This window comes from Halomonas sp. 3F2F (assembly GCF_014897805.1).
In the GTDB taxonomy this organism is placed as follows: Bacteria; Pseudomonadota; Gammaproteobacteria; order Pseudomonadales; family Halomonadaceae; genus Vreelandella.
In genome coordinates this window covers 88874-114300 of the sequence record NZ_JABUZE010000067.1, presented here as the reverse complement: position 1 = coordinate 114300, position 25427 = coordinate 88874, and the positions used below count along the sequence as shown (strand labels likewise).

The following is a 25427-nucleotide window of genomic DNA, read 5'->3' as shown; positions in this document are numbered from 1 at the left end:
CTCAATACGGTTAGGGCAAGTGGGTCGGTTTAATGGCGCTTACAAAAGAAACTTCTCCGAACTTGGTTATATTTTTAGCGCTTAATAATGGAACACCTTTGGTGACCCTAGGGTGAGTACCATGTGTGCCATCCTTAATAGCAAGACAGCAAATCCCCAATTTAATTTTTGCAAATTGCTCAGACATACCCCAGCTCCTTTAGGTACCCGGCCAGCGTCTTAGCCGCGCTGTCCCGTGCCTGCTCGATCTCAGTGAGCGTCACCTTGTACTTATCCCACCAGTTTTCCACAGTGGCAATCAGCTGCTGGCGCTGGGTGCCGATATAGCGCTCAACGATGTTTTTCATATCGTGGTGTAAAATGGTCAGCAGCAGATCGGCGGCCTGGGCGTTATCCAGATTGTCGACCTTGCCGCTAAGCTCTTCGGGCAACATGGCGCGCTTTGCCTTGAGCTTTTTCACCAGGGCGGTGCGCTGCTGTTTCCACGCCTTGATCTGCTTTTCCAGTTTGGCGCGCTCGATATCGGTGAGTGTTACTTCGCCTTCACTGGCGTCGTCTTCGTCGCTGTCGCTCGGTTTCGGCAGCTTACCCTCAGCGACCTTAATCTGGCCGTCGAGTTCGGCCTGCTGCTGTTCCAATACCTGCAGCTCTTCAAGAAAACCGCCCAGTAGGAACTTCACCAGCTTGTGCTCCAGCGGGTCGTCTTTGTCGATCTTGTCTTCCATGGCGGTGACGATACTGGTGCGCCAGGCATCGACCACTCCTCGTGAGTCCCGCGCCATTAGGGTGAGAAAGTCATACTTCTGCTGATGCCAGAAACCGGCGATCATGCCGCTAACCTGAAAATCATCCAGAAGGCCGATGGGGCGAAGGCTCTCGGTAAAGCTGTTGAGCAACTCCTGACGAAGCGCAGCATATTCTCGGTGCTGGGCCAGCGCCGTGATGCTTTTGCTATGGCGCTGCCACCAGGCTTCAAACGCCTCGCGTAGCGCGTTCTCTTGAGTAATAACGCTCGTGTTCTGTTCAATGAATTAAAATACAGGCGGGAATACCGGTGCCGTAAAACAGGTTGGGTGGCAGGCCAATTACAGCTTCAAGCAGGTCATCTTCAATAATGCCCTTGCGGATATTCTTCTCTTCGCCACCGCGAAACAGCACGCCGTGGGGCATAACGGTGGCGACTATGCCGCCGTCGGCACATACCGCCAGCATGTGTTGCAAAAACATTAAGTCAGCTTTTTTCGAGCCCACCGGCACTTCGCCGTACTTGAAACGCTCACTGCGGAATTGCGGCTGAAACACGGGTTGGCCGCTATCGTCCGTATCCTTGCTGCCGAAGTTGTAGGAGAACGGCGGGTTGGTCAGGATACGATCAAAGCGCTGTAACTCACCGTTTTTGACGTGGCGAGGGTTTTCCAGGGTGTCGTCGTTTTCAAGGTTGGCGGTGGTGATGCCGTGTAGCAGCATATTCATTTTGGCAATCGACCACACGGTGCCTGCATTTTCCTGACCGTAGCAGTCGAGCCGGTAGCCTTCGCCGCCGTGCTCGTCGATCCACTCTTTTGAAGCAATCAGCATACCGCCGGAGCCACAGCAGGGGTCGTAAACGCGGTGATCCTGTTCGGGTTTAAGCAGCCTCACCATCATGCGTACCACCGAGCGAGGCGTGTAGAACTCACCACCCTTCTTACCAGCAGAGTCGGCGAAATCGCCGATGAGAAACTCGTAGGCGGCACCTAAAAGATCCGGGAATTCGAAATCCCGATTGCGCAGACGGTGCTTGCTGAAGTGGTTGATCAGCCCGCGCAGTTTGCTATCGGATAGCTTGCTCTGGCCCACCTTGCGGTTGAAGTCGATGTGTTCCAGCACGTCTTGCAGGCTGGTATTGCCTTGCTCCAAGCCGCCAAGCGCGGTATTGAGCGCATCGCCCACGTTCTTGTGGGCTTCATTGAACAGGTAGCCCCAGCGCGAGGTTTCCGGTACGTAGAAGCTCGTCTTGTACCAAAAGCGTTGCTCGGCTACGTCAAGGGCCGCCTCGCGACTTTTGCCCTTAGCCATCTGCTCTTTGACGACTTGCTCGTGCCGTTCGTCGAACACATCCGAGCAGCGCTTTAAGAACAGCATTCCAAAGATGTATTCCTTGAACTCGGAAGCATCCATCTTGCCGCGCAGGATATCGGCAGCGCTGAAGAGGTGCCGCTCAAGCTGGGGAAGGGTTAGGGGCATGAAATTTAGCTCGTAAAGTGTGTCTGGATGTAGTTCAACATTTCGTGTCCATATAAAGCTTCGGACGCCGCTGACCTGCGTATAAAAAACTCTTTATCACAAAAAACTGCCCTAGGAGAACGCTTACAGCTCAACAAAATAACAGTCTTGTCATCTATAATCACTTCTCTGATATCTAAAAACTTGCTTATGCCTTCACCAAGAAGAGATTTAATAACATCCTCCAAACCCTTAATATACTGTTCGGATTTTTTCATTTTCAGTCGAGCCATTTCTCGCTCGACACCAACAACCCCTCCTCCGTCATTCACACCAATTAGCAAACTACCACCTTCAGAATTAATGAAAGAGGCAGTGTTTTTTACAGCCTTTCTTTGCTCGCCCTTATTAATCCCTACTGACTCGGCCTCATTATAAACTTGACTTTCTGAAAGAAAAAAACACTGCTTGAACTCAATGTGTTTGTTCTCGTTTTTCTCAAGCATATATCTTACAGCTGATTCGCTTCCCATGTCAGACAAGTCATATACAAACCTATCCAACTTTTCCTGAATACTATTTGCAAGCGAAGGTCTAGTTATTAAGTTATCCCAATGATCAGAGATATTCCTCCGCGCAACATCCAACCTTTTTGCCAAATCTATTATGTTCTTCTGCTCTTCTAAAGGTGGCGCGTAAATCTTGAAACCCTTTATTTTTCCAATAGTTAACATAGGGGCCATATGGCCCGATAAAGGATGTCGAATGGTCAGCTGGCCCAGCTCAGACAAAAAGAAGAGCTTTGCATATTCTGAGAACAGAAGATCCTCTCGAAGAACCACTTGAATATAATTTTCCTTTCTCTCTTCATTGATCTCACTGATCGAACTACACACCTTCTTGCCTGCGTTTTTACAGTTAATAAAAATCGAATTCTTTCTCTCGCCAACTGATTTAGGCTGCATAGATTTTCGTAGCAGCAGAGTTTTCATCTTCTGGGTCAAGCCCATAAGCTTCATATCTTTTATGATACTCGCCTAGCTCCCTGATTCGTCTCAAGGCTGGAGAGTTATCAACGTAACCATTAAGACCCACATTAAAATCATTGGCAGCAATTTCATCAAAGTTCACCACCCTGGAATAGTCACCTTGGCTTTCCCAGCTTTCATAAGCCTCAACGATCCTATCAACGTCTTCCTCTTGAAACTCGTTCAAAGCCTTCTCTTTCTTATAGCAATGAGCAGCATCGATAAAAATAACACTTTTTGACCTATCAGCAGATTTATTCTTATTGAGCACTAACAGTACTGTCGGAATACCTGTGCCATGGAATAAACCCGGAGGCAGGCCGATGACGGCCTCGAGCAGGTCGTCCTCGATGATGCCCTTGCGAATGTTTTTCTCCTCACCGCCCCGAAACAGCACGCCATGGGGCATGACGGTGGCAATCATGCCGCCGTCGGCACACATCGCCAGCATATGCTGCAGGAACATCAGGTCGGCTTTCTTCGAGCCCAGCGGCACCTCGCCGTACTTGAAACGTTCAGTACGGAATTTTGGCTGAAACACCGGCTGGCCGCTGTCGTCCGTGTCCTTGCTGCCGAAGTTATAGGAGAATGGCGGATTGGTCAGGATGCGATCGAAGCGTTGCAGTTCGCCGTTCTTCATGTGGCGTGGGTGTTCCAACGTGTCGTCGTTTTCCAAGTTGCCCGTGGTGATGCCGTGCAGCAGCATGTTCATCTTGGCGATTGACCATAAGGTGCCGGCATTTTCCTGGCCATAGCAATCGAGCCGAAAGCCTTCGCCACCGTGCTCGTCGACCCACTCCTTCGCGGCGATCAGCATCCCGCCGGTGCCACAGCAGGGGTCATAAATACGGTGGTGTTGCTGCGGATCAAGTAGCCGCACCATCATGCGCACTACCGAGCGTGGTGTGTAGAACTCAGTGCCCTTCTTGCCGGCGAAATCGCCGACTAGGTATTCATACGCAGTACCCAGCAGGTCGGGGAACTCGAAATCCCGGTCGCGCAGCCGGTATTCGTTGAAGTGGTTGATCAGCGCGCGCAGCTTGGCGTCGGAGATATTGCTTTGACCGACCTTACGGTTGAAGTCGATGTGTGCCAGCACGTCCTGCAGGCTGGTATTGCCCTGCTCTAAGCCACCGAGGGCGGTATTGAGAGAATCGCCCACGCTCTTGTGGGCTTCGTTGACCAGATAGCGCCAGCGCGAGGTTTCCGGCACATAGAAGCCCATCTTGTACCAGATACGGTTCTCGGCGATCTGGGCCGCTTCCACCTCGGTCTTACCCTTGGCCAGCTGTTCGCTGACGACCTGCGCATAGCGCTCGTCGAACACGTCCGAGCAGCGCTTCAGGAACAGCATCCCGAAGATGTACTCCTTGAATTCGGAAGCGTCCATCTTGCCGCGCAGAATATCGGCGGCACTGAATAGGTGGCGTTCGAGCTGGGGAAGGGTCAGGGGCATTAAGATATTCCTTAGAGATACAGCAGACTTAGCGTTAGGGCTGAATCTAATGACCGATATTTAAATGATGGATAGTCTAACGAATCACGAACGCTTCAGGGGAGAATTAAGCGGTAACAGGCAGGAATGGCTGTAGCCTCTCGCAGCGCAGGGTAACTGCTTGACTGTTCGTCTAGGTGATATATTAAGGACAGCACAGCCTTGGGGCTTGCTGGCGTTGGTATGCAACGTAGCGTCTTAAATAGGGGCTACACGGCATATATTTTCACTCATCGCCCAGCCCCTGCTGTTGAAGCTGCTCAACTGCCTTTGCGCGCTCGCGCTCTAACTCGCGCTTGAGTTCATCCTCTGAGGGTAAATACGGTAAATATTTCGCCGCAAACAGTTGTTTTTGCTCGGCCAGCACTGAGTACTTCACTATGGCTTCGCTTTTTTCGCTGCATAGCACTAAGCCTATGGTGGGATTATCGTCGCTGCCTTTGCGTTGCTCATCGTATAAGCGCACGTAGGTATCCATCTGGCCGATATCCTGATGCCTTAGCTTGCCGAGTTTTAGATCCACCAGCAAAAAGCACTTCAGCTTGAAGTTGTAAAACACCAAATCGATATAGAAGTCTTCATCATCAAAGCGGATGCGCTGCTGGCGCTCCACAAAGGCAAAACCTTTACCCAGTTCCAGTAAAAACTGCTGCAGGTTGCTGATAATGGCCTGTTCTAACTGGCTTTCCTGATAGGTTTTATCCTGTAGGTTAAGGAAATCCAGAATGTAGGGATCACGCAGGTAATCTTTGGCGGTTTCCGCCAACGGCTGGGTGTTTTGTTGAGCTTCAGCTTCTACCAGTGATTTTTCTTGGCTGGCCAGGAGGCGCTCGTAGTAGAGGGTATTAATCTGGCGTTCTAGAGCTCTCGCACTCCAGCTTTGGTTGATCGCTTCGTGTAAATACCAGTCGCGGGCTTGGACATTTTCTATTCGCAGAAGGGTGCGATAGTGAGTCCAACTCAATTCGAGACGCACTGCGTCGCGAATTGGAAAACTCAAGTAAAACTGGCGCATATTGCGCAAGTTAGTGACATCAAAACCTTTACCCAGCCGCTCGGTAAGCTGTTGCGAAAGCTGCTGTAGCTGTTGCTTACCATAATCAGCACGGCTATTGCCTTGCTGTTCGTGCTCGACAATTAAACGGCCTATTTCCCAGTAGCTTTGTACCATGGCCGTATTCACGGCTTGGCGAACCTGCCCGCGTGCTTGCTTTATCTGTTGAGTAATCGCGCTAACAAGGCTGCTAAAAGCGATTGGGCTCTGCTCGGTCATCGGCTTAACCCCTGGCGTCATAGGGTAATTACAGCTGGCTTTGGTCTAACAATATCAAATTTTGCCGATTTAAATGGCGGGATAAATATCACCGCATTGATTGGCGGCGGCGTTAGCTCGGGTGAGATGATTGTGGTGCGGCCAACAATTTGCTTCTTATCCGCATGAGACTTTATAAAGTAAAAAACGATATAGGTTAGGAATTCTTTATGAAAGCCGTTGTTTTTGAGCAATTTTTCGCCCCACCACAGATCCAGCAATTGCCTGACCCCACCCCCGAGCCGCATGGGGTTGTGGTGAAAGTGATGGCGACAGGCGTTTGCCGCAGTGACTGGCATGGCTGGGTAGGGCATGACACTGATATTCAACTTCCCCATGTGCCGGGGCATGAGTTGTCAGGTGTTGTTGAAGCTGTGGGTAAGGACGTAAACACATGGCGCATTGGCGACCGCGTCACGGTTCCCTTCGTTGGTGGATGCGGCACTTGCCCTGAGTGCCACTCTGGAAACCATCAGGTGTGCGATAGCCAGTTTCAACCGGGTTTCACGCACTGGGGCTCGTTTGCTGAGTATGTGAGTATTCACTACGCCGATGTCAATTTGGTTGCGTTGCCAGAGACATTGGATTTTGCAACGGCGGCGAGTTTGGGTTGCCGGTTCGTTACCTCTTTTCGGGCAGTGGTTGATCAGGGCAAAACAGCGGCAGGGCAGTGGGTAGCCGTCCACGGTTGCGGTGGGGTTGGCCTCTCTGCCGTGATGATTGCCAACGCCGTCGGCGCCAATGTGGTGGCTATCGATATTTCGGAAGAGGCGCTTCACCTGGCCCGTCAATTGGGTGCCGTTGCCACTGTGAATGCTGCCAAGGTTGCCGATGTGGTTGAGGCAGTGGCGGAAATAACGCAGGGGGGCGCTCATGTATCCCTGGATGCGTTAGGCCACCCGACGACCTGTTTTAACTCCATCAGCAATCTGCGTAAACGCGGTAAGCATATCCAGGTCGGGCTGATGTTGGCTGAGAACAGTACGCCCGCTATTCCCATGAGTAAGGTTATTGCCCACGAACTTGAAATACTGGGCAGTCATGGCATGCAGGCACACCGTTATGACGCCATGCTGGCGATGATCCAGTCTGGAAAGTTGGCGCCTGAAAAGCTTATCGGCAAACGAATCAATCTTGAGCAATCGATTGATGCGCTGATGAACATGGATAAGTTCGAAGGAGCGGGCGTGACGGTGGTGACAGAATTTTGATAAAGCGGGCTGCAGCGTTGCTGCTTTTGCGGTTCCGGTCTTGGACTCATGCCAGGATTGCTTTTACTTTCATCAACGGACTACAATGCGAGTGATTATTATTTATATCCCATAAAGCCTGCTGCTCAAGGAATACCCTGTGTCCGGCACTGATACCGCCGAGTCCAACGATATCCACCAGTTGTACTGCGACCACCATGCTTGGTTGCATAATTGGTTGCGTCATCGCCTTGGCTGCTCGCATCACGCAGCGGATCTGGCCCATGACACCTATCTGCGAATCCTGAAATCCCGCCGAACCCCAACCGCCGATCAAGCTCGTTCCCACCTGATACAGATTGCCAAAGGACTCGTGATTGATCGGTACAGGAAACAGCGTATCGAGCAGGCCTACCTGGATGCGCTTGCCCAGTGTCCTGAGGCATTTACGCCCTCCCCAGAGGAAAGCTGGCTGGCCATTGAGGCGCTAGTGAGAATTGACGCGATGCTCAGCGGATTAAAGCCTCTGGTTCGAGAAACGTTCCTGTTGTCGCGCTTTGATGGCCTCACGTACTCGGCGATTGCCGTTCAGCTGGGTATTTCTGTTGCCACTGTCCGCAATTACATGCTTCTTGCGGTGCAGGCCTGTGTGGCCGCTACCCAGGAGTAGAAGCGTCCAATGAGTCACCCTGGCGACACTAACTCTCATGGAAACGACTCCGGTGAGAACATCGAAAAATGTCACAGCAGCGAGTTACAGGCCGCCATGGAGTGGCAAATAATTCTCTGGTCTGGCGAAGTCACGCCTCAGGAGCAGCAAGCGTTCACCTCTTGGCTGAATGCCAGTCCCAAGCATCAGCAGGCTTGGCAGCAGCTCCAGCAAATACACGATCCCTTCAGTCATATACCGAGTGACATCGCAGGCAGGGCCTTACGAGCAAGCGGCCCGGATACTCGACGTCGCCAACTTCTGCTTGGTTTCGTCGTCTTGGTTGGTATTGGCGGCAGTGGCTATGGTATCCAGAGAACCTCTCATTGGCAGGCCGCAACCGCCGATTACACGACCCGTCGCGGCGAGACACGCAGCGTCACGTTGCCGGATGGAACCGTTATCACGCTTAACACAGACAGCGCCGTTGACGTCACCTTTACTGATAGCCAGCGAACACTGCACCTGCGTCAAGGTGAAGTTATGATTGCAACGGCACCGGATCGGGCAACGGTTGCACGCCCCTTCATGGTCTCAACCCGAAGTGGTCAGGTTCGTCCTATCGGTACCCGGTTCTCGGTTCGTCAGTATGACGACGTTGCCGGTAGCGTCCTGGTTCAGGTGCTGGAAGGTGCTATTGAGCTCACCCCCCGGTCGAGTGCGGGCATACGGATTAATGCCGGCCAGCAGGCTCGTTTTGACCAACACCAGGTCACCCTACCCACGCCCGTTGATATGGCCAAATCAGCTTGGACACGAGGCTTATTGATTGCTGAACAGCAGAGGTTAGGTGATTTTCTCGCCGAGTTGGGGCGCTATCGCGTCGGCGTACTACGCTGTGATCCGGCTGTCGCCAGCCTCGTCGTTTCCGGCGTGTATCCGTTGCGTGACACTGACCAAGTTCTGCAAGCACTAGAACAGGCATTGCCTATTCGCATTCATACTTTGACCCGATACTGGGTAACGATCTCTGCCTCTTAGCGAGATTGCCTACTTTTTCCATAAACTTATTTCCGTAAACTTTTTTTTCATAAACCTTAGCACTTTTTCATTCTCGTTCGGGATTACTACAGAGGCTTAATATTTCTGTCACCCATGAGGATGAAGCATGCCCTCCCTACACGACACACTGCGGCGCAGAGCATTAGCTCAGGCCGTCCTGCTGGCCCTAGGCAGCGTTATCATCGCGCCTGCATCCGCACAACAGGTTGATAGTGGCTCCCGTACGGAACTGCTCACAGAGTACAGCACCCCAGGAGGCAGTCTTGATCAAGTACTGAACCAGTTTGCTACCACCGCCGGCATACTGCTGGCTATTGATGGTTCTTTGACGGAAGGTCGGACCAGCCGAGGCCTGGTAGGTACCTATAATGTTCGAGAAGGGTTGAACGCAATTCTTGCAGGAACAGGACTGACCGCCGAGCAGACGGCGCCAGGTCAATTCAGGCTGCTTGTTGCCAATGAAGCCACCACTACCCTGCCACCAATCAATATTTATGCTGAGCGCGTAGCGGAATCCGCCCGAGGGCCTGTAGAGGGCTACGTTGCACAACGCAGTGCAACCGCGACCAAGACTGATACTTCAATTCTGGAGACACCTCAGTCAGTGTCCGTCGTCACTCGTGAACAGGCTGAATCCCAAGGTGCCTTGAGCCTTGCGCAATCGCTGCGCTACTCCTCGGGTATCGCTGCTGAAATCCGTGGGTCTGCAACCCGGTATGATATCCCCTATATCCGTGGCTTCGGCTCCCCCAGCGACCCAATTCTGTTTCAGGATGGCCTGCGTCTTCCGCGAGGGCCGGGGTATGCAATTCCACAAGTGGAAGCCTATGGCAGCGAACGTATCGAGCTACTAAAAGGCCCCTCATCAACTCTTTACGGAACCGCTATGCCTGGAGGGCTAGTTAATACCGTGTCCAAGCGCCCGACCGAGGAACCCAGGGGAGAAGTTGAATTCCAGGTGGGCAGTGATGACCACTCCCAGGCAGCGCTCGACGTATCCGATGCAGTCAATCAAGATAAAACCTTGCTGTATCGCTTCGTTGCTCTTGGCAAGGTCGCCGACACCCAGGTCGTTAACACTGAGGAAGAGCGTTACTACGTGGCTCCCTCACTAACTTGGCGCATGAGTGATAACACTGACCTGACGGTTCTAGCCAGCTATCAGAAAGACCCTGAAGGTGGTTATTACGGCATTCTGCCGACGGTAGGTTCACTCTGGGACAGCCCGGCGGGACAGATTCCCACCGATTTTAATGATGGTGATCCAGCTTTCGCTGAATTCGACCGGGAACAGTACTCTCTGGGTTACGAGTTTGAACACCGGTTCAGTGACGATTGGGCCATCCGCCACAATTTGCGCTATCTGAATGTCGATTCGATTACCCAGGACGTCGCTACACAATCCCTGGCTGCCGATGGCCATACCATCAACCGCTACGCTCTTGCGACGGATGAGTCTGCAACAGGCTTGGCGTCCGATCTGCAGGTTCAGACCAATTTCCTAACGGGCGAGTTGGAGCACACGGCATTGATTGGTTGGGATCACCAATCCCTTGATTCTACGCAAAAACGACAGTTTGGTATGGCTCCCTCCATTGATTATCTAGATCCCCAGTACTCTATCGCCAACTCACTGGTACTTGCCCCCTTTGTCGATCAGGAGCAAAGCATCGACCAAAATGGTATCTACCTTCAGGATCAGATCCGTTTTGATCAGTGGACATTACTGTTGGGTGGCCGCTATGAGCGTGTCCACACCAGAACCGACAACAACTTGGCCAACACTAGCCAGTCCCAGAATGACAGTGAATTCAGTAGCAAACTGGGCCTACTGTATAGCTTTGATAACGGCCTAGTGGCCTATGGTAGTTATTCCACGTCTTTCCTGCCGGCGAGCGGAACAGACTATCAGGGCAATGCCCTTGATCCGACTACAGCAGAACAGTACGAGGTGGGGCTTAAGTATCAGCCCACTGGGCTAGACGGCCTGTTCACCCTGGCCTATTTCGATATTACCCAGCAGGATGTGGTGACGACGGTTAATCCGCTCATGCGCTATCAAACTGGGGAAGTCACCTCCAGAGGGGTGGAACTAGAAGCTAAACTCGAACTGGACACGCAGACCAACCTCATCGGGGCAGTGACTTACACCAATGCAGACATCAGCAAAAGCGTTGGCGTTGATAGAGGCGATGCTCCGATTGCCATTCCTGACTACACCGCATCCTTGTGGATTGATCACCGTTTCAGCCAACCGCTCTTCAGCGGCCTGACCGTTGGTGCTGGTGCCCGTTACGTGGGTGAGTCAACTGGTGGTTACAGCCCCAACGCTTTTACCTCCGGTGCCCAAAGGCTGAGTGTCCCCGATTACACGCTATTAGACGCACTAATACGTTACGACCTGAGTGTTTTAGATCCGCGCTTGGATGGCGTGAACGCACAGCTCAACATCACCAACTTGGCCGATAAGACTTACGTGACCTGTTTGGGCAACAACTTTTGTAACTATGGCAACGGACGTTCGGTCTACGCCACCTTGAAGTACCAGTGGTAGCCCTATGAAAACAAACCAAACAAGCGGCCTCGACCGATACGAAGCGCTGGGAGAGCCAATCGCAGCAGCACACCAACCTTGGGTACTGCTTGGGATCAATGCTCTGTATGTAGGCTTTGGTTTGATCATGGGGGTGGTGAATGGTGGTATGCCAGCCATTATGCGGGATCAGGGGCTGAGTATTGCCTCCACCGGTTGGCTGTACCTGCTTTACCTGCCTTTCGGGTTGACCTTCTTGTGGGCTCCTATGATCGACAGGGTTGGCTTGCCGCTGATTTCTCGCCGACTGGGCTGGATTGTGGCTATGCAGACTGCCGCCATCCTCGTTTTGATTCTTATCGCCCTGTCTGAAGGTATTCCGTGGTGGCAGTTGTTTGGTCTGGGCCTGTTGGTGTCGCTGGCCATTGCCACTATGGACTTGGCGCTGGATGCCATGGCGGTTAAGACTATTCTCCCTGCATGGCGCCCGGTCGCCTCTGCCACCAAGCTTGCTGCTCTGTCCCTGGGCGCCATGCTAGGTGGAGGAGGTTTTGTGGGCTTCTTTGATCAGCTAGGCTGGCAGAATGCTTTTCTATTGCTGTCGATGGTCATGGGGTTGCTGCTGCTATTCGCCCTGCCGTTGGGCCGTTTTGATGCCGTCTCCAGCCAGCCAGACTCCTCTCATAGTCGGGCCAGCCTGTTGAAGCTGCTGTCTGTGGCTGATTCGCGCCGCCGCGTACTGTTGCTGACGCTAACCTGTTGCATCATCTTTCCGCTCGCCGGTCTAAATCGACTGATGCTCATCGACCTTGGGGTCAGTATTCAACAAGTGGGCTGGATCGTCGGCACCCTGGGGCCGCTGACCATGATGGCGACCTCTGCGATGTCTATCCCATTGATGAAACTCGCTGGACTGACTCGCACCATGTCTCTGTTCGCAGCCGTCTCATTGTTGTCGCTGGCTGCCATGGGATATGGCTTTCTGCAGCTAGTGCCGACCCTTGCTATGGCTGGTGCTATCGCCATTGGGGCTGGTGTCAGCGGCATCTACGTCACCGTTGCGGCCAAAATTCTGGGCTGGTCAGAAGGGACACAGCCAGCGACCGACTACGCCGCCTATTACGGCATTAGCCGCTTTGCCAGCACGCTGGTCACCGTAGGGGCTGCCAGCCTGATATCTCTGATTGGCTGGGGACTGTTCTACGCCATCGGTGCGCTGGCTCTGCTACTAGTCATCAGCGTTTTACGACGTCTTTACTCAGAGGAATAACTATGTCCAACATGACTCAGAAATACGTGCAATTCCAGCAATCGGTGCCGGATCGAGACTTATTTGATATTGGTGATTGGCCGACGGCTTTTATCCGTTTCCCAGAGCTGAACGAGGAAAACCGCGTCTCCCGACTTCTGACTGGACTGGACTGCCTGTTATCCCAGGAAGAGCCTTTCGTAGCGGTATGGACGCCACCTAGCCATGATCATGATGACGAACCTCACGAGGACGAAAAGACAGCAATCCTGTGGATCAAAAAACATCGCGACCGCCTGAATCACTTCTGCCAAGGATATGTTTACGTTACCCAGGATGAGGCGCTAAGAGCGCTTCTTGAAGAGCGTCTCAAAACTGTCTCAAGAAAACTGTATCAGTTTCCCATGAAGGTGGTGCAGACTCGGCAACAGGCCTCTGAGCTGGCGGTAGAACTACTGGGTGCCTAAATCTAGGGCACTCAGCTCTATGCCATGCGTCCGAAACTGGATCTGCCGTTTCACTATCTAGGCTAGGGCTTAGTCAGCTTTGAATGTTTCATCCATAGAGGTAGCTCACTCAGTCATTTAGCACCCGTTACTTTTCATCTATAACGGGTGCTTTTGGTATTGTTAACGTTTTTTTGTAGCCTAAAAAGATGGTATTAAAGAAACACTTTTTATCAATTTAATTGATTAATGGTTTTTTAGCACATAATGACTGATGTGCTAATTGTTTATTATTGTTTATTTTAATGTCGAAGGTGATATTTTATTGCCCATTTTTAGAGGCTGTTATATAAAAGATTGTCTTTTCTTTAGGTGCTTGTTTGAATAATTTTTTACACTAATTTGCTGTAAGAAAAATTAACAATGCGCCTAGTTTTTAAGACCTAGTTTTTAAGAACTAGTTTCTCTCTTTAAGTTAATTAAAAAAATGGCGTGCACTGAGTGCGCGCATTACTGCGTACACATTAATGAGCGGCCTTATGGGTGCTTAATTAGCTGGCGCGGTATTCCCAATGATGCTTGGTCATTAGAGGAGTAGAGATATGAAAAAGTACGCAGCGGAGTTAATCGGTACGTTTTGGTTAGTATTGGGCGGTTGTGGCAGCGCGGTGTTAGCGGCGGCTTTTCCAGACGTAGGCATTGGCCTATTAGGAGTGTCGCTGGCCTTTGGTTTAACGGTTGTTACGATGGCGTATGCGATTGGGCATATTTCGGGGTGCCATTTAAATCCTGCGGTATCGGTAGGGCTTTGGGTGGGAGGACGCTTTCCTGCTAAAGAGTTGCCTTACTATATTGGTGCGCAAGTACTGGGTGCCATTGTTGCCGGTGGCGTGCTGTATCTGATTGCGAGTGGCCAAGCAGGGTTTGATGTGTCGGCTGGGTTTGCATCTAATGGCTATGGGGAGCATTCACCCGGCGGTTATAGCATGACGGCGGCGTTACTAACGGAAGTCGTAATGACCATGATGTTTATCTTCATCATTATGGGGGCAACCGATGGCCGCGCACCGGCAGGGTTTGCGCCGTTGGCGATTGGCTTGGGCTTAACGCTGATTCACCTGATCAGCATTCCGGTGACCAATACCTCGGTGAATCCAGCGCGTAGTACGGGCGTTGCTCTATATGTAGGAGATTGGGCGACGGCTCAGCTGTGGCTGTTCTGGATAGCGCCTATGATCGGCGCAGCGTTAGGGGCACTAGCGTATCGCTTTATTGCTCAGCCTGAGGCACTCATAGCGCCGCCATCGCCTTCTGATCATGACGATGATCTAACGGGTAAGATCGTTCCCTAAAGCGGCTCTCCACGATAGTAGTGCCATAAAAATAGCGAACCCACGCTACGCCAGGGGGCCCAGTGTTCGACTAACTGGCGAGCCTGTTTAGGCGTGGGTTTGTCTTCCTGCTTTTTTAGACGGCCAAGCGCTACACGTAAGGCAAGGTCGTCGGCGGGAAATATATCCCCGCGTTGGAGCGAAAACATCAGGTAAATTTCGGCGCTCCAACGTCCAAAACCACGTAGTTGAGTGATGGCGGCAATCGCCTCGTCATCGCTCAGCGTGGCCAACCCATCGGCGCTGAATGTGCCTGCAAGCTCTGCCTCCGCCAGCCCTTTGGCATACGCTACTTTGCGCCAGGAAAGCCCTGCATCACGCAGCGCTTGGTCTTCAACGTCGATAACTGCTTGCGCGTGCAATTCAGGTAGCAATGAAGTGACTCGGCCCATAATAGCGCGCGCCGCTTCCGTCGAAATCTGCTGACTCACAATCGTACTAAAAAACGTTGCGAAGCCTTGGTCGCGTTGGCGCGGTGCGGGGGCTCCCACGAGTGGATAAGCACGGGCAATATCGGGGTCTGCTTTAGCCAGTGCCTCCATGGCGCGCTCGATAGTCTCTAGTGTCATGAACATTTCACCTGCTTATAAGTTTAAAAACACACTAACAAAACTAGAAAACCTCTGATTAACTATTGCGCTTGTCCATACTGCGTTAAAAATCACCTCAAAATGCTCATTTACAACCCGTAAACTCCGCTTTTTCGTTGATTTTTGCCTTGTCTGGCCTGCGCTCATAACGTTAATCAGAGGCTCCCTGGGATATTACCGTTGTAATCCGTAGGAATTGCCTCGTTCGCCCGCTAACTTTTTTGGTGTTGCGTATTTCTACTTTTGTCTAATCCTGCGATCATTTGCAGCTATACAAGACCGTTTTGTTAAGCAGGTGTTGAATGCGCCTGGGGGAGAAAAGTATGCAGGCGTCGTCATCGGGATTGGCACGTAACCCGCGGTTGGCAGAAGTCGTGTTGGCGTTAGGCGGGTTTGGTATTGGCACCAGCGAATTCGTCATTATGGGGTTAATGAACCGTGTCGCGGAAGATCTCGCCGTTACGGTGCCACAGGTGGGCTATGCCATCAGTAGCTATGCCCTGGGCGTAGTTGTGGGCGCGCCGCTGATATCTGCCTTTGCAGCGCGGGTACCAAAGCGTGCGTTGCTCATTGTGCTGATGTTGGTCTTTGCTATCGGTAATATCGCCAGTGCCATGGCGCCGGGATTCTGGTCATTTGTAGGGCTGCGCTTTATCGCCGGGTTGCCGCATGGTGCTTATTTTGGCGTAGCCGCATTGGTGGCCGCGGGTGCAGTGCCAGTTGATCAGCGGGCACGCGCTATTTCACGGGTAATGATGGGCTTGACGTTGGCGATTCTGATTGGCGCGCCGTTAGGCACGTGGACAGGCAATCTGTTTGGTTGGCAAATCGCCTTTGCAGCCGTAGGCATTATTGCCCTGTTGACCGCGCTATTGATTCGTTTGTGGGTACCTGTACAGCCGTTCGATGCTTTGGCAAGCCCGTTACGTGAACTGTCGGCATTGATAAAGCAGCGTGTGCTGGTGACGGTGGCCATTGCCTGTATTGGCTGTGGCGGTATGTTTGCTATTTTTAGTTATGTGATGCCTACGCTTACTCAGCAAGCGGGTATGAGTGAAGCGCTGGGGCCGCTAGTGTTGGTCATCTTTGGTCTTGGCTCTATCGCTGGGAATTTGATCGGTGGTCGTGCAGCGGACAAGAACCTGATGCGCGCGATTCCCGCTACCTTGGTGTGGTGCGCAGTGATTCAGGGATTGTTCTATTTTGCTGCTAATAATGTTTGGACGGGGCTGTTATTTGTCGGATTAGTCGGTTCCAGCATGGCGCTAGCGCCAGCGCTGCAGACTCGTTTAATGGATGTGGCAGAAGATGCCCAAACGATGGCAGCTTCGCTAAACCATGCCGCTTTTAATGGAGCCAATGCGTTAGGGGCATGGTTAGCGGGGCTGGTGATTAGCGCAGGTTTTAGTTGGTCGAGCACGGGGTTAGTCGGTACCGGTTTAGCGCTTTGCGGGCTAGTGATTTTTGCTTGGGGGCGCTGGCTTGAGAAACGCACTTTCGCTACGGCTGAACGTTATCAGTGAGTGTTTACTAACGACATAGCCGAAAGCCGCGCATGCCGAGGTGAAAATGATCAGCATGTGCGGCGTTGTAGTCTGGCCCCAACACGTTACCAAATGTGTCGCAGGCACCATCTCTCGCTGCTCTTAGAAATTCCCCAGTTTCGCCTTCGTTATCCCAGTGATTGATCAGCGTAACGCGCTGGCCATTTTCAAACTGAAACCCCACCACATCCAGTGCTTCAGCGGTGGCGTGTTCACTGCGCCTGCCTGTTTCGCGGCCATAGACGTTACGGCAGGCAAAGCTGCCAACGTGATTGACTTGGGCCACACGGCTACCCATGATTTCCAGGGCGGCAGGTTGAAGGGCATGGCGCTCGTACATTACCCAGGCCAGCGCCATTGGGCAGGTGGCGACAAAGCGTTGGTTAAAACGAACGCTGCTAGACTGCATACGCACGATATTCGTCAGTGGGCAGCTAGCGGTTGGGGAATAATCGGCTAAAGGTGTGTAACTAAGCTCGCTTTCTGGCACGGTGTCCAGTGCGGCTAAACAGGCACTCCGGTCATCGTTTAGACGTTTGAGCTTTAGCTGGGTGATGGGCGTTATTGGGTCATCGATATAGAGTGGCGCCCAGGGTACCCAATGGCGGGGAATCTCAATCAGCCCTTTTTGGAACGCTACGCCTAGGGCAATTAAGCATAAAATAACGATCGTACTGCGCATAACGACCTCCTTGTGACTGCGCCGAAACGCTACAGTCCATAGCATAGGTGTGCGATACTGCGCGCTACTTTATTTGCAGAACCTTATTCGCAGTGCTTGATAAACAGTACAACGTATTGCCGTTGTGCTGTTTATCTTCATCAACGATCTTTCGCTGACTATCATTTCGCTATCTATCTTTTGCTAATTAGGGAAGCGCTTCATGTCCCAGGGTACGCTTTTTATTATTTCTGCCCCGTCGGGTGCTGGTAAAACCAGCTTGGTCCGCGAGCTGATCGAGAGCCTGGATGGCATTCAGGTCTCGGTATCACATACCACGCGAGCTAAGCGCGAGGGGGAAGTGGATGGCGTGAACTACCACTTTACTCACGTAGCCGACTTTGAAGCGATGATTGAGCGCGGTGAGTTCTTTGAGTATGCCAAGGTCTTTGATAATTACTACGGTACGTCTCGCTGTGCGGCGCAAGCTGTTCTGGATGCGGGGCAAGACGTTATTTTAGAGATCGACTGGCAGGGCGCTCAGCAGGTACGTGAGCAAATGCCTTCGGCAGTGTCGATTTTTATCTTGCCACCCTCGCGTAGCGAACTAGAGCGGCGTCTTTCTAGCCGCGGAACCGATGAGCACGCAGTGATTGCTCGGCGTATGCGTGATGCCGTTAGCGAAATGTCCCATTTTGATGAATATGACTACTTAGTCATCAACGATGATTTCACCACAGCACTGCAAGAGTTGCAGTCGCTGGTGATCAGTCGCCGCTTAACACGTGAGGCGATGCAGGTGCGTCATGCGCCACTACTCGATGCGCTCTTGTCACAAGCGCCTAGCGTCGAGTAATCTAGCAGGTTCCATTACCACTTTTTTTGCTGGGCCCGCGGCGTTTCACCACAACGCTGGCCCAGCGTTGTCATTACAGGAAGGCCCCCATGGCTCGCGTAACCGTTGAAGATTGTCTGGAAAATGTTGAGAACCGCTTCAAGCTGGTGATGATTTCTACCCAGCGCGCGCGCCAGCTTGCCCGTGGCTCCCGTGAAGCGCAACTGCCCTGGGAGAACGATAAACCTACCGTTATGGCACTGCGTGAAATTGCCGCCGGCCTGGTAAATCACACCGTGCTAGATGAGCCGGTTGAAGCCGCGGTTCGTACGCGCCCAGCAATGACGCCTACGACACATATCGACGACTAAGGTTGACTAGAGACTGGACTTAGAAGCGACTAGGGGCGCGGTAAATGTTCACCATTGATGACCTGGCCGATCGACTTGGCGGCTATTTACCTCCAGACGAAATACAGCAGGTCAAACGCGCTTTCTATTATGCCGAGCAAGCCCACGACGGCCAGCGTCGTCGCTCTGGTGAGCCTTATGTGACCCACCCGTTAGCGGTCGCTAATATATTGGCTAATATGCACATGGACCATCAAAGCTTGATGGCGGCCATGCTGCACGATGTCATTGAAGATACAGGTGTCTCGAAAAAGGCGCTGTCTGCGCAGTTTGGTAAGCCTGTCGCTGAACTGGTGGATGGTGTTTCCAAGCTGACCCAGATCACTTTTGAAGACAAAGCCGTCGCCCAGGCGGAAAATTTCCAGAAGATGGTGTTAGCGATGTCGCGGGATATTCGCGTCATCATCGTAAAATTGGCTGACCGTCTGCATAACATGCGCACGCTGGGAGCATTGCGCCCAGATAAAAAGCGCCGTATTGCCCGAGAAACGCTGGAAATTTATGCCCGTATCGCGGGACGTTTAGGTATCAATACGATTCGTGTTGAACTTGAAGATCTCTCTTTCCAGGCTATTCACCCAATGCGTTCAGAACGCATCAAGCGTGCGGTCGCCAGCGCGCGGGGAAACCGCCGTAGTGCGATGCGAGAAATTCAGTCATCGCTACAGCAGAGTCTGGACGATGAAGGGCTTAAAGGCACCGTGATCGGCAGGCAGAAACATCTGCTGTCGATTTATAAAAAGATGCGCGACCAGCGTAAGCCGTTCGCGGAAATTATGGATGTCTTCGGATTTCGCATTATTACCGAAGATGTTGCTAGCTGCTATCGCATCTTAGGCGTGGTGCATAATCTCTATAAGCCCGTGCCAGGGCGATTTAAAGATTATATCGCTATCCCAAAAGCCAACGGCTACCAAAGTCTTCACACCACGCTGTTTGGTCAGGGCGGGATGCCAATTGAAGTGCAGATCCGCACCCGTGAGATGGAGGCGATGGCTAATAATGGCATCGCTGCCCACTGGCTCTATAAAGCAGGGCAAACAACCCACCCCATTGCCGAAGGCAGCCATGCCCGCGCCCGCGCTTGGGTAAAAGGGCTGCTCGAAATGCAGCGCCATGCGGGTGACTCGCTAGAGTTTATTGAGCACGTCAAAAACGACCTTTTCCCAGACGATATCTACGTATTTACCCCCAAAGGCGACATCATGGAGCTGCCTCAGGGCGCAACGGTGATCGACTTTGCTTACAGCGTACACACCGATATTGGCAATAACTGCATTGCTTGTCGTATTGATCGCCATTTAGCCCCGCTCTCGACGCGTCTTGAAAGTGGCCAAACGCTGGAAATTATTACTGCTCCTGGGGCACGGCCTAACTTGGCATGGCTCAACTTCGTCACGACAGCAAAAGCGCGTTCTGCAATACGGCATGCATTGAAGCACCAGCAGCAGGCAGAAGCGGTTATCTTAGGGCGGCGGCTGTTGAATAAAGCGCTGGCGCCGTTTGAAACCAGTCTGGAAGAGCTTAATGACAGTGTTTTTGCTAAAGCATTGAAAGAGCTGGACGTCGTTTCGCTAGATGCTTTGTTAGAGTCACTTGGCTTGGGCAATCGCATGGCCCATGTGGTGGCACGGCGCTTGGTTGATGTCTCCAATGGCGGCAATTCTGACTACGTTCTCAGTGGGGATAGTGAAAAAGCCGTCGTTATCAGCGGTAGCGAAGGTATGGTGATTAATTTTGCCCGCTGCTGTCATCCGCTGCCGGGCGACCCCGTTGTCGGCCACTTATCCGTTGGTAAGGGGCTGGTGGTGCATCGCAGTGAGTGCAAAAACCTAGGTGATCGTAAAAACGATCCAGAGAAGCTGTTTGCTCTTGAGTGGTCGGACAGTATAGATGAAGACTTCCCGGTCGCGCTGCGCATTGAAATTGAGAGCCGTCGTGGGCTGGTGGCCGAGCTGGCGGGCGTGGTGACCGATGCCGACGCTAATATCGAGCGTATCGGCATTGAAGAGCGTGATGCGCGGCTTTCAATCGTTAATTTAACCTTATCGGTAAAAGGCCGAGTGCATCTTGCGCGCATTATTAAGCGTATTCGCAACCTTCCTAATGTCGGCAAAATAACCAGAATGACCAATTAATCACCCGTTAGTAGGCTGCTGGCGATGGGCTGGCAGCAACTGCTATGGCGGACCATTACAATTAATGTTTAACGCTATCATCCTATCTACAACTTACCTCTAAAAATATATTAAACACGACAGGAGAGTGCTATCTCATGAGCAACAAAGCAGTTATTAATACTGAAAAAGCCCCCGCTGCAATCGGCCCTTACTCTCAAGCGATTAAGGCTGGCAACACAGTGTATCTTTCGGGTCAGATCCCGCTGAACCCAGAGACAATGGAAATTATCTCTGACGACTTTGAGGCGCAGGCACGTCAAGTATTTACCAATCTACAGGCGGTGTGTGAAGAGGCTGCCGGTACGCTTGGCGATATCGTCAAACTCAACTTATATCTTGTTGATTTGGATAACTTTGCGATCGTAAACAAGGTGATGGAAGAGTTCTTCTCGTCGCCTTTCCCTGCCCGTGCAGCGGTCGGCGTCAAAGCGTTACCCAAAGGCAGCCAAGTAGAAGCAGAAGCTGTGATGGTCATTGGCGACTAAGCCTCTGAGCTGAATGTCTTCAGCAACTGTCTTCACCAAAAACGGGCGAGCACTCTATCATCAAGTGCCCGCTCTTTTTTTGAGGTTAGTACAAAGGAGTTAGCGCCGAAACGATTAGGCTTTTTGTGGCGCTAAGAAGCCGCCCTCTTTTAGCACCTGTGCGTAGCCTTCTTTGTAGGTCGGATAGCGGAATTCATAACCCGTTTCACGGATACGGCTATTATCGCAGCGTTTGCTGGTGCGACGGCGCAGTGGTGACTGCATGGTCTCGGTAGATTCAACCTTGAGCTGTTTGGCTAACCACGCCATCACGTTATGCAGGGTGACAGGCTCGCAGTCGCTAGCTAGGTAAAGGTCGGCGAGTGGAGCGCCTTTTTCCTGACAACGAATTAAGTGCGCCAGAATACCGGTGCAGTCATCACGGTGAATACGGTTGGAGTAGCTGACTGGCGTGACAGCGGCAATGCGGCCTTCCGCGACCTGATGAATCAAACGATCACGCCCAGGGCCGTAAATACCCGAAAAGCGCACGACTGTGCCGGGGATTGAATGGTTAATCAGCGCTTGTTCGGCATCGCACATCAGCTTGCCAGAAAAGCTGGTTGATCCGGTTGGGCTGTCTTCGCTAACGACCTCGCCTTCCTGCTGGCCATAAACACTGGTCGACGACACAAAAAAGATGCGCTTTGGTGGCGTTTTATGCTGATCCAGCACGCCAAGCACACGATTAAGGCCATCCGGATAGGCGCTTTGGTAGGCACTTTCTTCGAAACGGTCAGCGCTGACGGAATAAATAACGTAGTCAGCGTGAGGCAGGGCGTCAGCACCAGCGCCTTCAAGATCGTTAAGATCAAGCGCCAACGGCTCAATGCCGGTGTCTTTTAATGCCTCGACATGACGGCGCACGCCGATAACATGATGGCCTTCGCTGAGTAGCTCGCGTCCGAGCGTTATGCCGATATCTCCGCAGCCAATAATCAGTACCGTTAGCTTCACCTTGGTCACTCCTCTTGATTAATATTCCCTATCAGATACAAAGTCCCTATGAGATGTGCCATCTTCAATAGGGTTTGTTTGTCCTTTTCCATCTCGCTATCACGATGACCTGTAACGAGCTGCAACGAGAGGATGCCACTGGCACCACTATGACTTTAACAGAACTACGCTACATCGTAACCCTTGCCCAAGAACGTCACTTTGGTCGTGCCGCCGAACGCTGCCATGTTTCGCAGCCAACGCTCTCGGTGGCGGTGAAAAAGCTCGAAGACGAGCTTGATACACCGTTGTTTGAACGTTCCAAATCAACCGTGCAGGTCACCCCGTTGGGTGAGAAAATCGTTGCTCAAGCCCAGCGCGTACTGGAACAGAGCCGACTTATCTACGAAATGGCGAATGCTGGCAAAGACCAGTTGGCTAACCCGCTGCGCATAGGCGCTATCTATACGATAGGTCCCTACTTATTTCCCCATTTAGTGCCAGCACTGGCGAGTGCCGCACCGCAAATGCCGCTATATATTGAAGAAGGCATGACTGGTTCTTTGCGGGCGAAACTGCGCAGTGGCGAGCTGGATGTCATTATTGTGGCGCTGCCTTTCACAGAGACCGATGTAGTTACCAAGCCGATTTACGATGAGCATTTTGAGGTGTTGATACCTGCCAGCCATCGCTGGGTAAGTCGTGACGCGATCCACAAAGAAGATTTGTTAGAAGAGCGCTTGTTGCTGCTGGGGGAAGGGCACTGCTTCCGTGATCAAATTTTAGAAGCCTGTCCGGCGATTACCCAAAAGCTTAACAGCCCCAATAATACGCTGATTGCTGAGGGTGGTTCATTGGAAACCATTCGCCATATGGTGGCATCTAAATTAGGCATTACGGTACTGCCACAGTCGGCGCTGGGCACTGATCAGTATGAAAATGCCATGCTAGTGAGCCGGCCCTTTGTTGAGCCCGCGCCTTCGCGCACCGTTGCCATTGCGTGGCGGGCAAGCTTTCCTCGCCCAAAAGCAATTGATGCGTTAGCCAAGGCGATTAGCCAATGTCAGCAACCTGTACACACTGCTAGTCCGTCCTCATGAGTGACCTTTCTGCACCGGTTTCGTCGCTGAAAGGGGTTGGTGAGGCGCTTGCGCTAAAGTTGGCGCGCTTGGGAATAGACTGCGTAAGCGACCTGCTATTTCACCTGCCGTTGCGCTACCAGGACCGTACACGGCTAACGCCCATTGGCCTGCTGCGCGCAGGGAGTGAGGCGGTGATAGAAGGGGAAGTCACCGCGTGCGATGTTGTGAAGGGGCGTCGGCGTAGTTTGTTAGTCAGAGTGCGCGATGGAAGCGGTATTTTAAGCCTGCGTTTTTTTCATTTTTCGCCTGCTCAGCAGCAACAGATGCGCCCCGGTGTTACGGTGCGTGCATTTGGGGAAGCGCGCGCGGGGGCAACAGGGCTGGAAATTTACCATCCTGAGTACCGGCTAAGCGGCGGTAACGATACACCGGTTGAGGAGTATTTCACGCCGATCTACCCGACCACTGAAGGGTTGCATCAGACGCGTTTGCGCGCACTTACCCAGCAAGCGCTTGCGCTACTGCAACGCTCCCCTGAGTTGCTTCCGGACGTCATTCCAGATGCCCTGCGCCAGCGGTTCAGCCTGCCTGGGTTACACGCTAGCCTGCAACTGCTACATCAACCGCCACCGGAAGTGGATATTGAGCAGCTTGCCCACGGCCATCATCCCGCCACGCGTAGGCTGGCGCTGGAAGAGCTATTGGCCCACCAACTCAGTCTGCGTGAAGTGCGGTTACGTATTCAGGCGGATGGTGCGCCATCGCTGCCGTCGGGTCGCAGCCTGCAAACCCGATTCTTAGCCCAGCTGCCGTTTGCCCTTACCGGTGCGCAGCGCCGCGTGCTGGAAGAGATTACCCTAGACCTTGCGCGGCCAGCGCCGATGCTACGGCTCGTGCAGGGCGACGTCGGCTCGGGGAAGACGGTCGTTGCGGCAATGGCGGCGCTTTCAGCGCTAGCGGGCAATTGCCAGGCGGCGATGATGGCCCCCACGGAAATTCTTGCTGAACAGCACTATCGGGCGTTTAAAGCCTGGTTTGAACCGCTGGGCATCGAAGTGGCCTGGTTGGCAGGTAAGCTCAAAGGTAAAGCGCGGTTAGATGCCAAAGCCGCTATTGCCGATGGCCGTGCGCGCATGGTGGTGGGTACTCACGCGCTGTTTCAGAGCGACGTACATTTTCAGTGTTTAGGGTTGGCAATTATTGATGAACAGCATCGCTTTGGCGTTCATCAACGCTTGGCACTGCGCGAGAAAGGCGAAGCAGGCGGGCTAACCCCCCACCAACTGATCATGACCGCGACACCGATTCCCCGCACGCTGGCCATGAGCGCTTACGCTGACCTGGATGTGTCAGTGATTGATGAGTTGCCGCCAGGGCGTACGCCGGTCAAAACCGTAGTGGTGTCTGATGAGCGGCGGCCCGAAGTGGTTGAGCGCATTCGCAATGCCTGCAGTGATGGGCGTCAGGCCTATTGGGTGTGTACGCTGATTGAAGAGTCTGAGGTGCTGCAGTGTCAGGCCGCCGAAGTCACTCGCGATGAACTAACCCAGGCGCTGCCTGAACTCGCTATTGGCCTGATTCATGGGCGTATGAAGGCCAGCGAAAAAGTCGAGGTGATGGAGGCCTTCAAAACGGGCGAACTCGACCTGCTGGTGGCCACTACCGTTATTGAAGTGGGCGTAGATGTCCCCAATGCCAGCCTGATGATTATCGAAAACCCGGAGCGCCTGGGGCTTTCTCAGTTGCATCAGTTGCGCGGCAGGGTAGGGCGCGGCAGCACGGAAAGCTTCTGTGTGTTGCTTTACCACCCGCCGCTTTCGAAAAGCTCTCGGGAACGCCTGGGGGTAATGCGTGAAACGACCGACGGTTTCCGTATTGCCGAAAAGGACTTGGAAATTCGCGGCCCTGGGGAAGTGCTCGGCACTCGCCAAACCGGTCTTGCCCAGATGAAAATTGCTGATCTTGAGCGTGACGCCGACCAGCTAGAGCGCGTTACCGCCCTTGCCCAGGCGCTTCAAGGCAACACTGAGGTCACCGCCGTATTAGTGCGGCGCTGGTTAGGCGAAGCCGCCGGGCGCTATGGGCAGGTGTAGGGAGTAATACAG

General features: G+C 52.7%; 23 protein-coding genes. 14 read left to right on the top strand and 9 right to left on the bottom strand.

Translation table 11 applies throughout. From position 1 onward, the window contains the following. Nucleotides 1-10: 10 nt before the first annotated feature. The 6 genes from INT21_RS08380 to INT21_RS08360 form a co-directional block, all read right to left on the bottom strand. Nucleotides 11-187 carry a hypothetical protein gene (locus INT21_RS08380; protein WP_193085059.1) on the bottom strand — a complete coding sequence of 59 codons (177 nt, stop codon included), beginning with the start codon at nt 185-187 and terminating at the stop codon, nt 11-13. Beyond that, a complete protein-coding gene (locus tag INT21_RS20350; RefSeq protein WP_226916864.1) occupies nt 180-896 on the bottom strand; it encodes a hypothetical protein in 717 nt (238 codons plus the stop codon). The genes INT21_RS08380 and INT21_RS20350 overlap by 8 nt, the downstream gene beginning before the upstream one ends. A 127-nt stretch (nt 897-1023) precedes the next feature. Further along, a complete protein-coding gene (locus INT21_RS20345) occupies nt 1024-2226 on the bottom strand; it encodes an HsdM family class I SAM-dependent methyltransferase (protein WP_226916862.1) in 1203 nt (400 codons plus the stop codon). Between the two features lie 5 nt (nt 2227-2231). Further along, a complete protein-coding gene (locus INT21_RS08370) occupies nt 2232-3170 on the bottom strand; it encodes an RNA-binding domain-containing protein (protein ID WP_193085058.1) in 939 nt (312 codons plus the stop codon). After that, nucleotides 3160-4689 carry an HsdM family class I SAM-dependent methyltransferase gene (locus tag INT21_RS08365; protein WP_193085057.1) on the bottom strand — a complete coding sequence of 510 codons (1530 nt, stop codon included), beginning with the start codon at nt 4687-4689 and terminating at the stop codon, nt 3160-3162. Before INT21_RS08365 ends, INT21_RS08370 begins: the two co-directional genes overlap by 11 nt. Before the next feature lie 265 nt (nt 4690-4954). Next, nucleotides 4955-6001 (bottom strand): PDDEXK nuclease domain-containing protein, encoded by a 1047-nt coding sequence (locus tag INT21_RS08360; protein WP_193085056.1) that lies wholly within the window; start codon nt 5999-6001, stop codon nt 4955-4957. Between the two features lie 209 nt (nt 6002-6210). On the opposite strand from INT21_RS08360, the gene INT21_RS08355 reads away from it, so the two are divergent. The 7 genes from INT21_RS08355 to aqpZ all read left to right on the top strand — a co-directional run bounded on the left by INT21_RS08355 (nt 6211) and on the right by aqpZ (nt 14521). After that, a complete protein-coding gene (locus INT21_RS08355) occupies nt 6211-7251 on the top strand; it encodes a zinc-dependent alcohol dehydrogenase family protein (RefSeq protein WP_193085055.1) in 1041 nt (346 codons plus the stop codon). Nucleotides 7252-7390: 139 nt separating this feature from the next. Next, complete coding sequence (locus INT21_RS08350) at nt 7391-7900, top strand: sigma-70 family RNA polymerase sigma factor (protein ID WP_193060015.1); 510 nt, start codon at nt 7391-7393, stop codon at nt 7898-7900. A 9-nt stretch (nt 7901-7909) separates the two neighbouring features. Continuing rightward, nucleotides 7910-8920: a FecR domain-containing protein gene (locus tag INT21_RS08345; RefSeq protein ID WP_193085054.1), complete on the top strand. Its 1011-nt coding sequence runs from the start codon at nt 7910-7912 to the stop codon at nt 8918-8920. Nucleotides 8921-9047: 127 nt separating this feature from the next. Further along, nucleotides 9048-11495: a TonB-dependent siderophore receptor gene (locus INT21_RS08340; RefSeq protein ID WP_193085053.1), complete on the top strand. Its 2448-nt coding sequence runs from the start codon at nt 9048-9050 to the stop codon at nt 11493-11495. A 4-nt stretch (nt 11496-11499) separates the two neighbouring features. Further along, nucleotides 11500-12744: an MFS transporter gene (locus INT21_RS08335; protein WP_193085052.1), complete on the top strand. Its 1245-nt coding sequence runs from the start codon at nt 11500-11502 to the stop codon at nt 12742-12744. 2 nt (nt 12745-12746) lie between these two features. Further along, a complete protein-coding gene (locus INT21_RS08330) occupies nt 12747-13190 on the top strand; it encodes a hypothetical protein (protein WP_193085051.1) in 444 nt (147 codons plus the stop codon). A gap of 581 nt (nt 13191-13771) precedes the next feature. Further along, nucleotides 13772-14521, top strand: coding sequence for an aquaporin Z (gene aqpZ, locus INT21_RS08325; RefSeq protein WP_193085050.1), 750 nt, complete (start codon nt 13772-13774; stop codon nt 14519-14521). Here aqpZ and INT21_RS08320 read toward each other — a convergent pair. Beyond that, nucleotides 14518-15129, bottom strand: a complete 612-nt coding sequence (locus INT21_RS08320) for a DNA-3-methyladenine glycosylase family protein (RefSeq protein WP_193085049.1) — start codon at nt 15127-15129, stop codon at nt 14518-14520. The two genes, aqpZ and INT21_RS08320, sit on opposite strands and share 4 nt — an antisense overlap. A 344-nt stretch (nt 15130-15473) precedes the next feature. Here INT21_RS08320 and INT21_RS08315 point away from each other — a divergent pair, with 344 nt between their 5' ends. Beyond that, the gene (locus INT21_RS08315; protein WP_125753200.1) at nt 15474-16673 is read left to right on the top strand and encodes an MFS transporter; all 1200 of its coding nucleotides are present in this window, start codon (nt 15474-15476) and stop codon (nt 16671-16673) included. Nucleotides 16674-16680: 7 nt separating this feature from the next. On the opposite strand, the gene INT21_RS08310 is transcribed toward INT21_RS08315, so the two are convergent. Next, nucleotides 16681-17376, bottom strand: coding sequence for an extensin-like domain-containing protein (locus INT21_RS08310; RefSeq protein ID WP_193085048.1), 696 nt, complete (start codon nt 17374-17376; stop codon nt 16681-16683). A 202-nt stretch (nt 17377-17578) separates the two neighbouring features. On the opposite strand from INT21_RS08310, the gene gmk reads away from it, so the two are divergent. The 4 genes from gmk to INT21_RS08290 all read left to right on the top strand — a co-directional run bounded on the left by gmk (nt 17579) and on the right by INT21_RS08290 (nt 21265). Beyond that, a complete protein-coding gene (gene gmk / locus INT21_RS08305; RefSeq protein WP_193067824.1) occupies nt 17579-18211 on the top strand; it encodes a guanylate kinase in 633 nt (210 codons plus the stop codon). An 89-nt stretch (nt 18212-18300) separates the two neighbouring features. Beyond that, nucleotides 18301-18561, top strand: a complete 261-nt coding sequence (gene rpoZ / locus INT21_RS08300) for a DNA-directed RNA polymerase subunit omega (RefSeq protein WP_038479742.1) — start codon at nt 18301-18303, stop codon at nt 18559-18561. 44 nt (nt 18562-18605) lie between these two features. Beyond that, nucleotides 18606-20738, top strand: a complete 2133-nt coding sequence (locus tag INT21_RS08295) for a RelA/SpoT family protein (RefSeq protein ID WP_089040193.1) — start codon at nt 18606-18608, stop codon at nt 20736-20738. Nucleotides 20739-20875: 137 nt separating this feature from the next. Continuing rightward, nucleotides 20876-21265 (top strand): RidA family protein, encoded by a 390-nt coding sequence (locus INT21_RS08290; protein WP_083007717.1) that lies wholly within the window; start codon nt 20876-20878, stop codon nt 21263-21265. A 114-nt stretch (nt 21266-21379) separates the two neighbouring features. On the opposite strand, the gene INT21_RS08285 is transcribed toward INT21_RS08290, so the two are convergent. Next, on the bottom strand, nt 21380-22261 hold the full coding sequence (locus INT21_RS08285) for an SDR family oxidoreductase (RefSeq protein ID WP_089040195.1): 882 nt from the start codon (nt 22259-22261) through the stop codon (nt 21380-21382). A gap of 149 nt (nt 22262-22410) precedes the next feature. Here INT21_RS08285 and INT21_RS08280 point away from each other — a divergent pair, with 149 nt between their 5' ends. Both INT21_RS08280 and recG read left to right on the top strand, forming a co-directional pair. Then, nucleotides 22411-23340 (top strand): LysR substrate-binding domain-containing protein, encoded by a 930-nt coding sequence (locus tag INT21_RS08280; RefSeq protein WP_089040971.1) that lies wholly within the window; start codon nt 22411-22413, stop codon nt 23338-23340. Beyond that, the gene (gene recG, locus INT21_RS08275) at nt 23337-25415 is read left to right on the top strand and encodes an ATP-dependent DNA helicase RecG (protein ID WP_193085047.1); all 2079 of its coding nucleotides are present in this window, start codon (nt 23337-23339) and stop codon (nt 25413-25415) included. Before INT21_RS08280 ends, recG begins: the two co-directional genes overlap by 4 nt. The last annotated feature ends 12 nt before the right edge of the window (nt 25416-25427 follow it).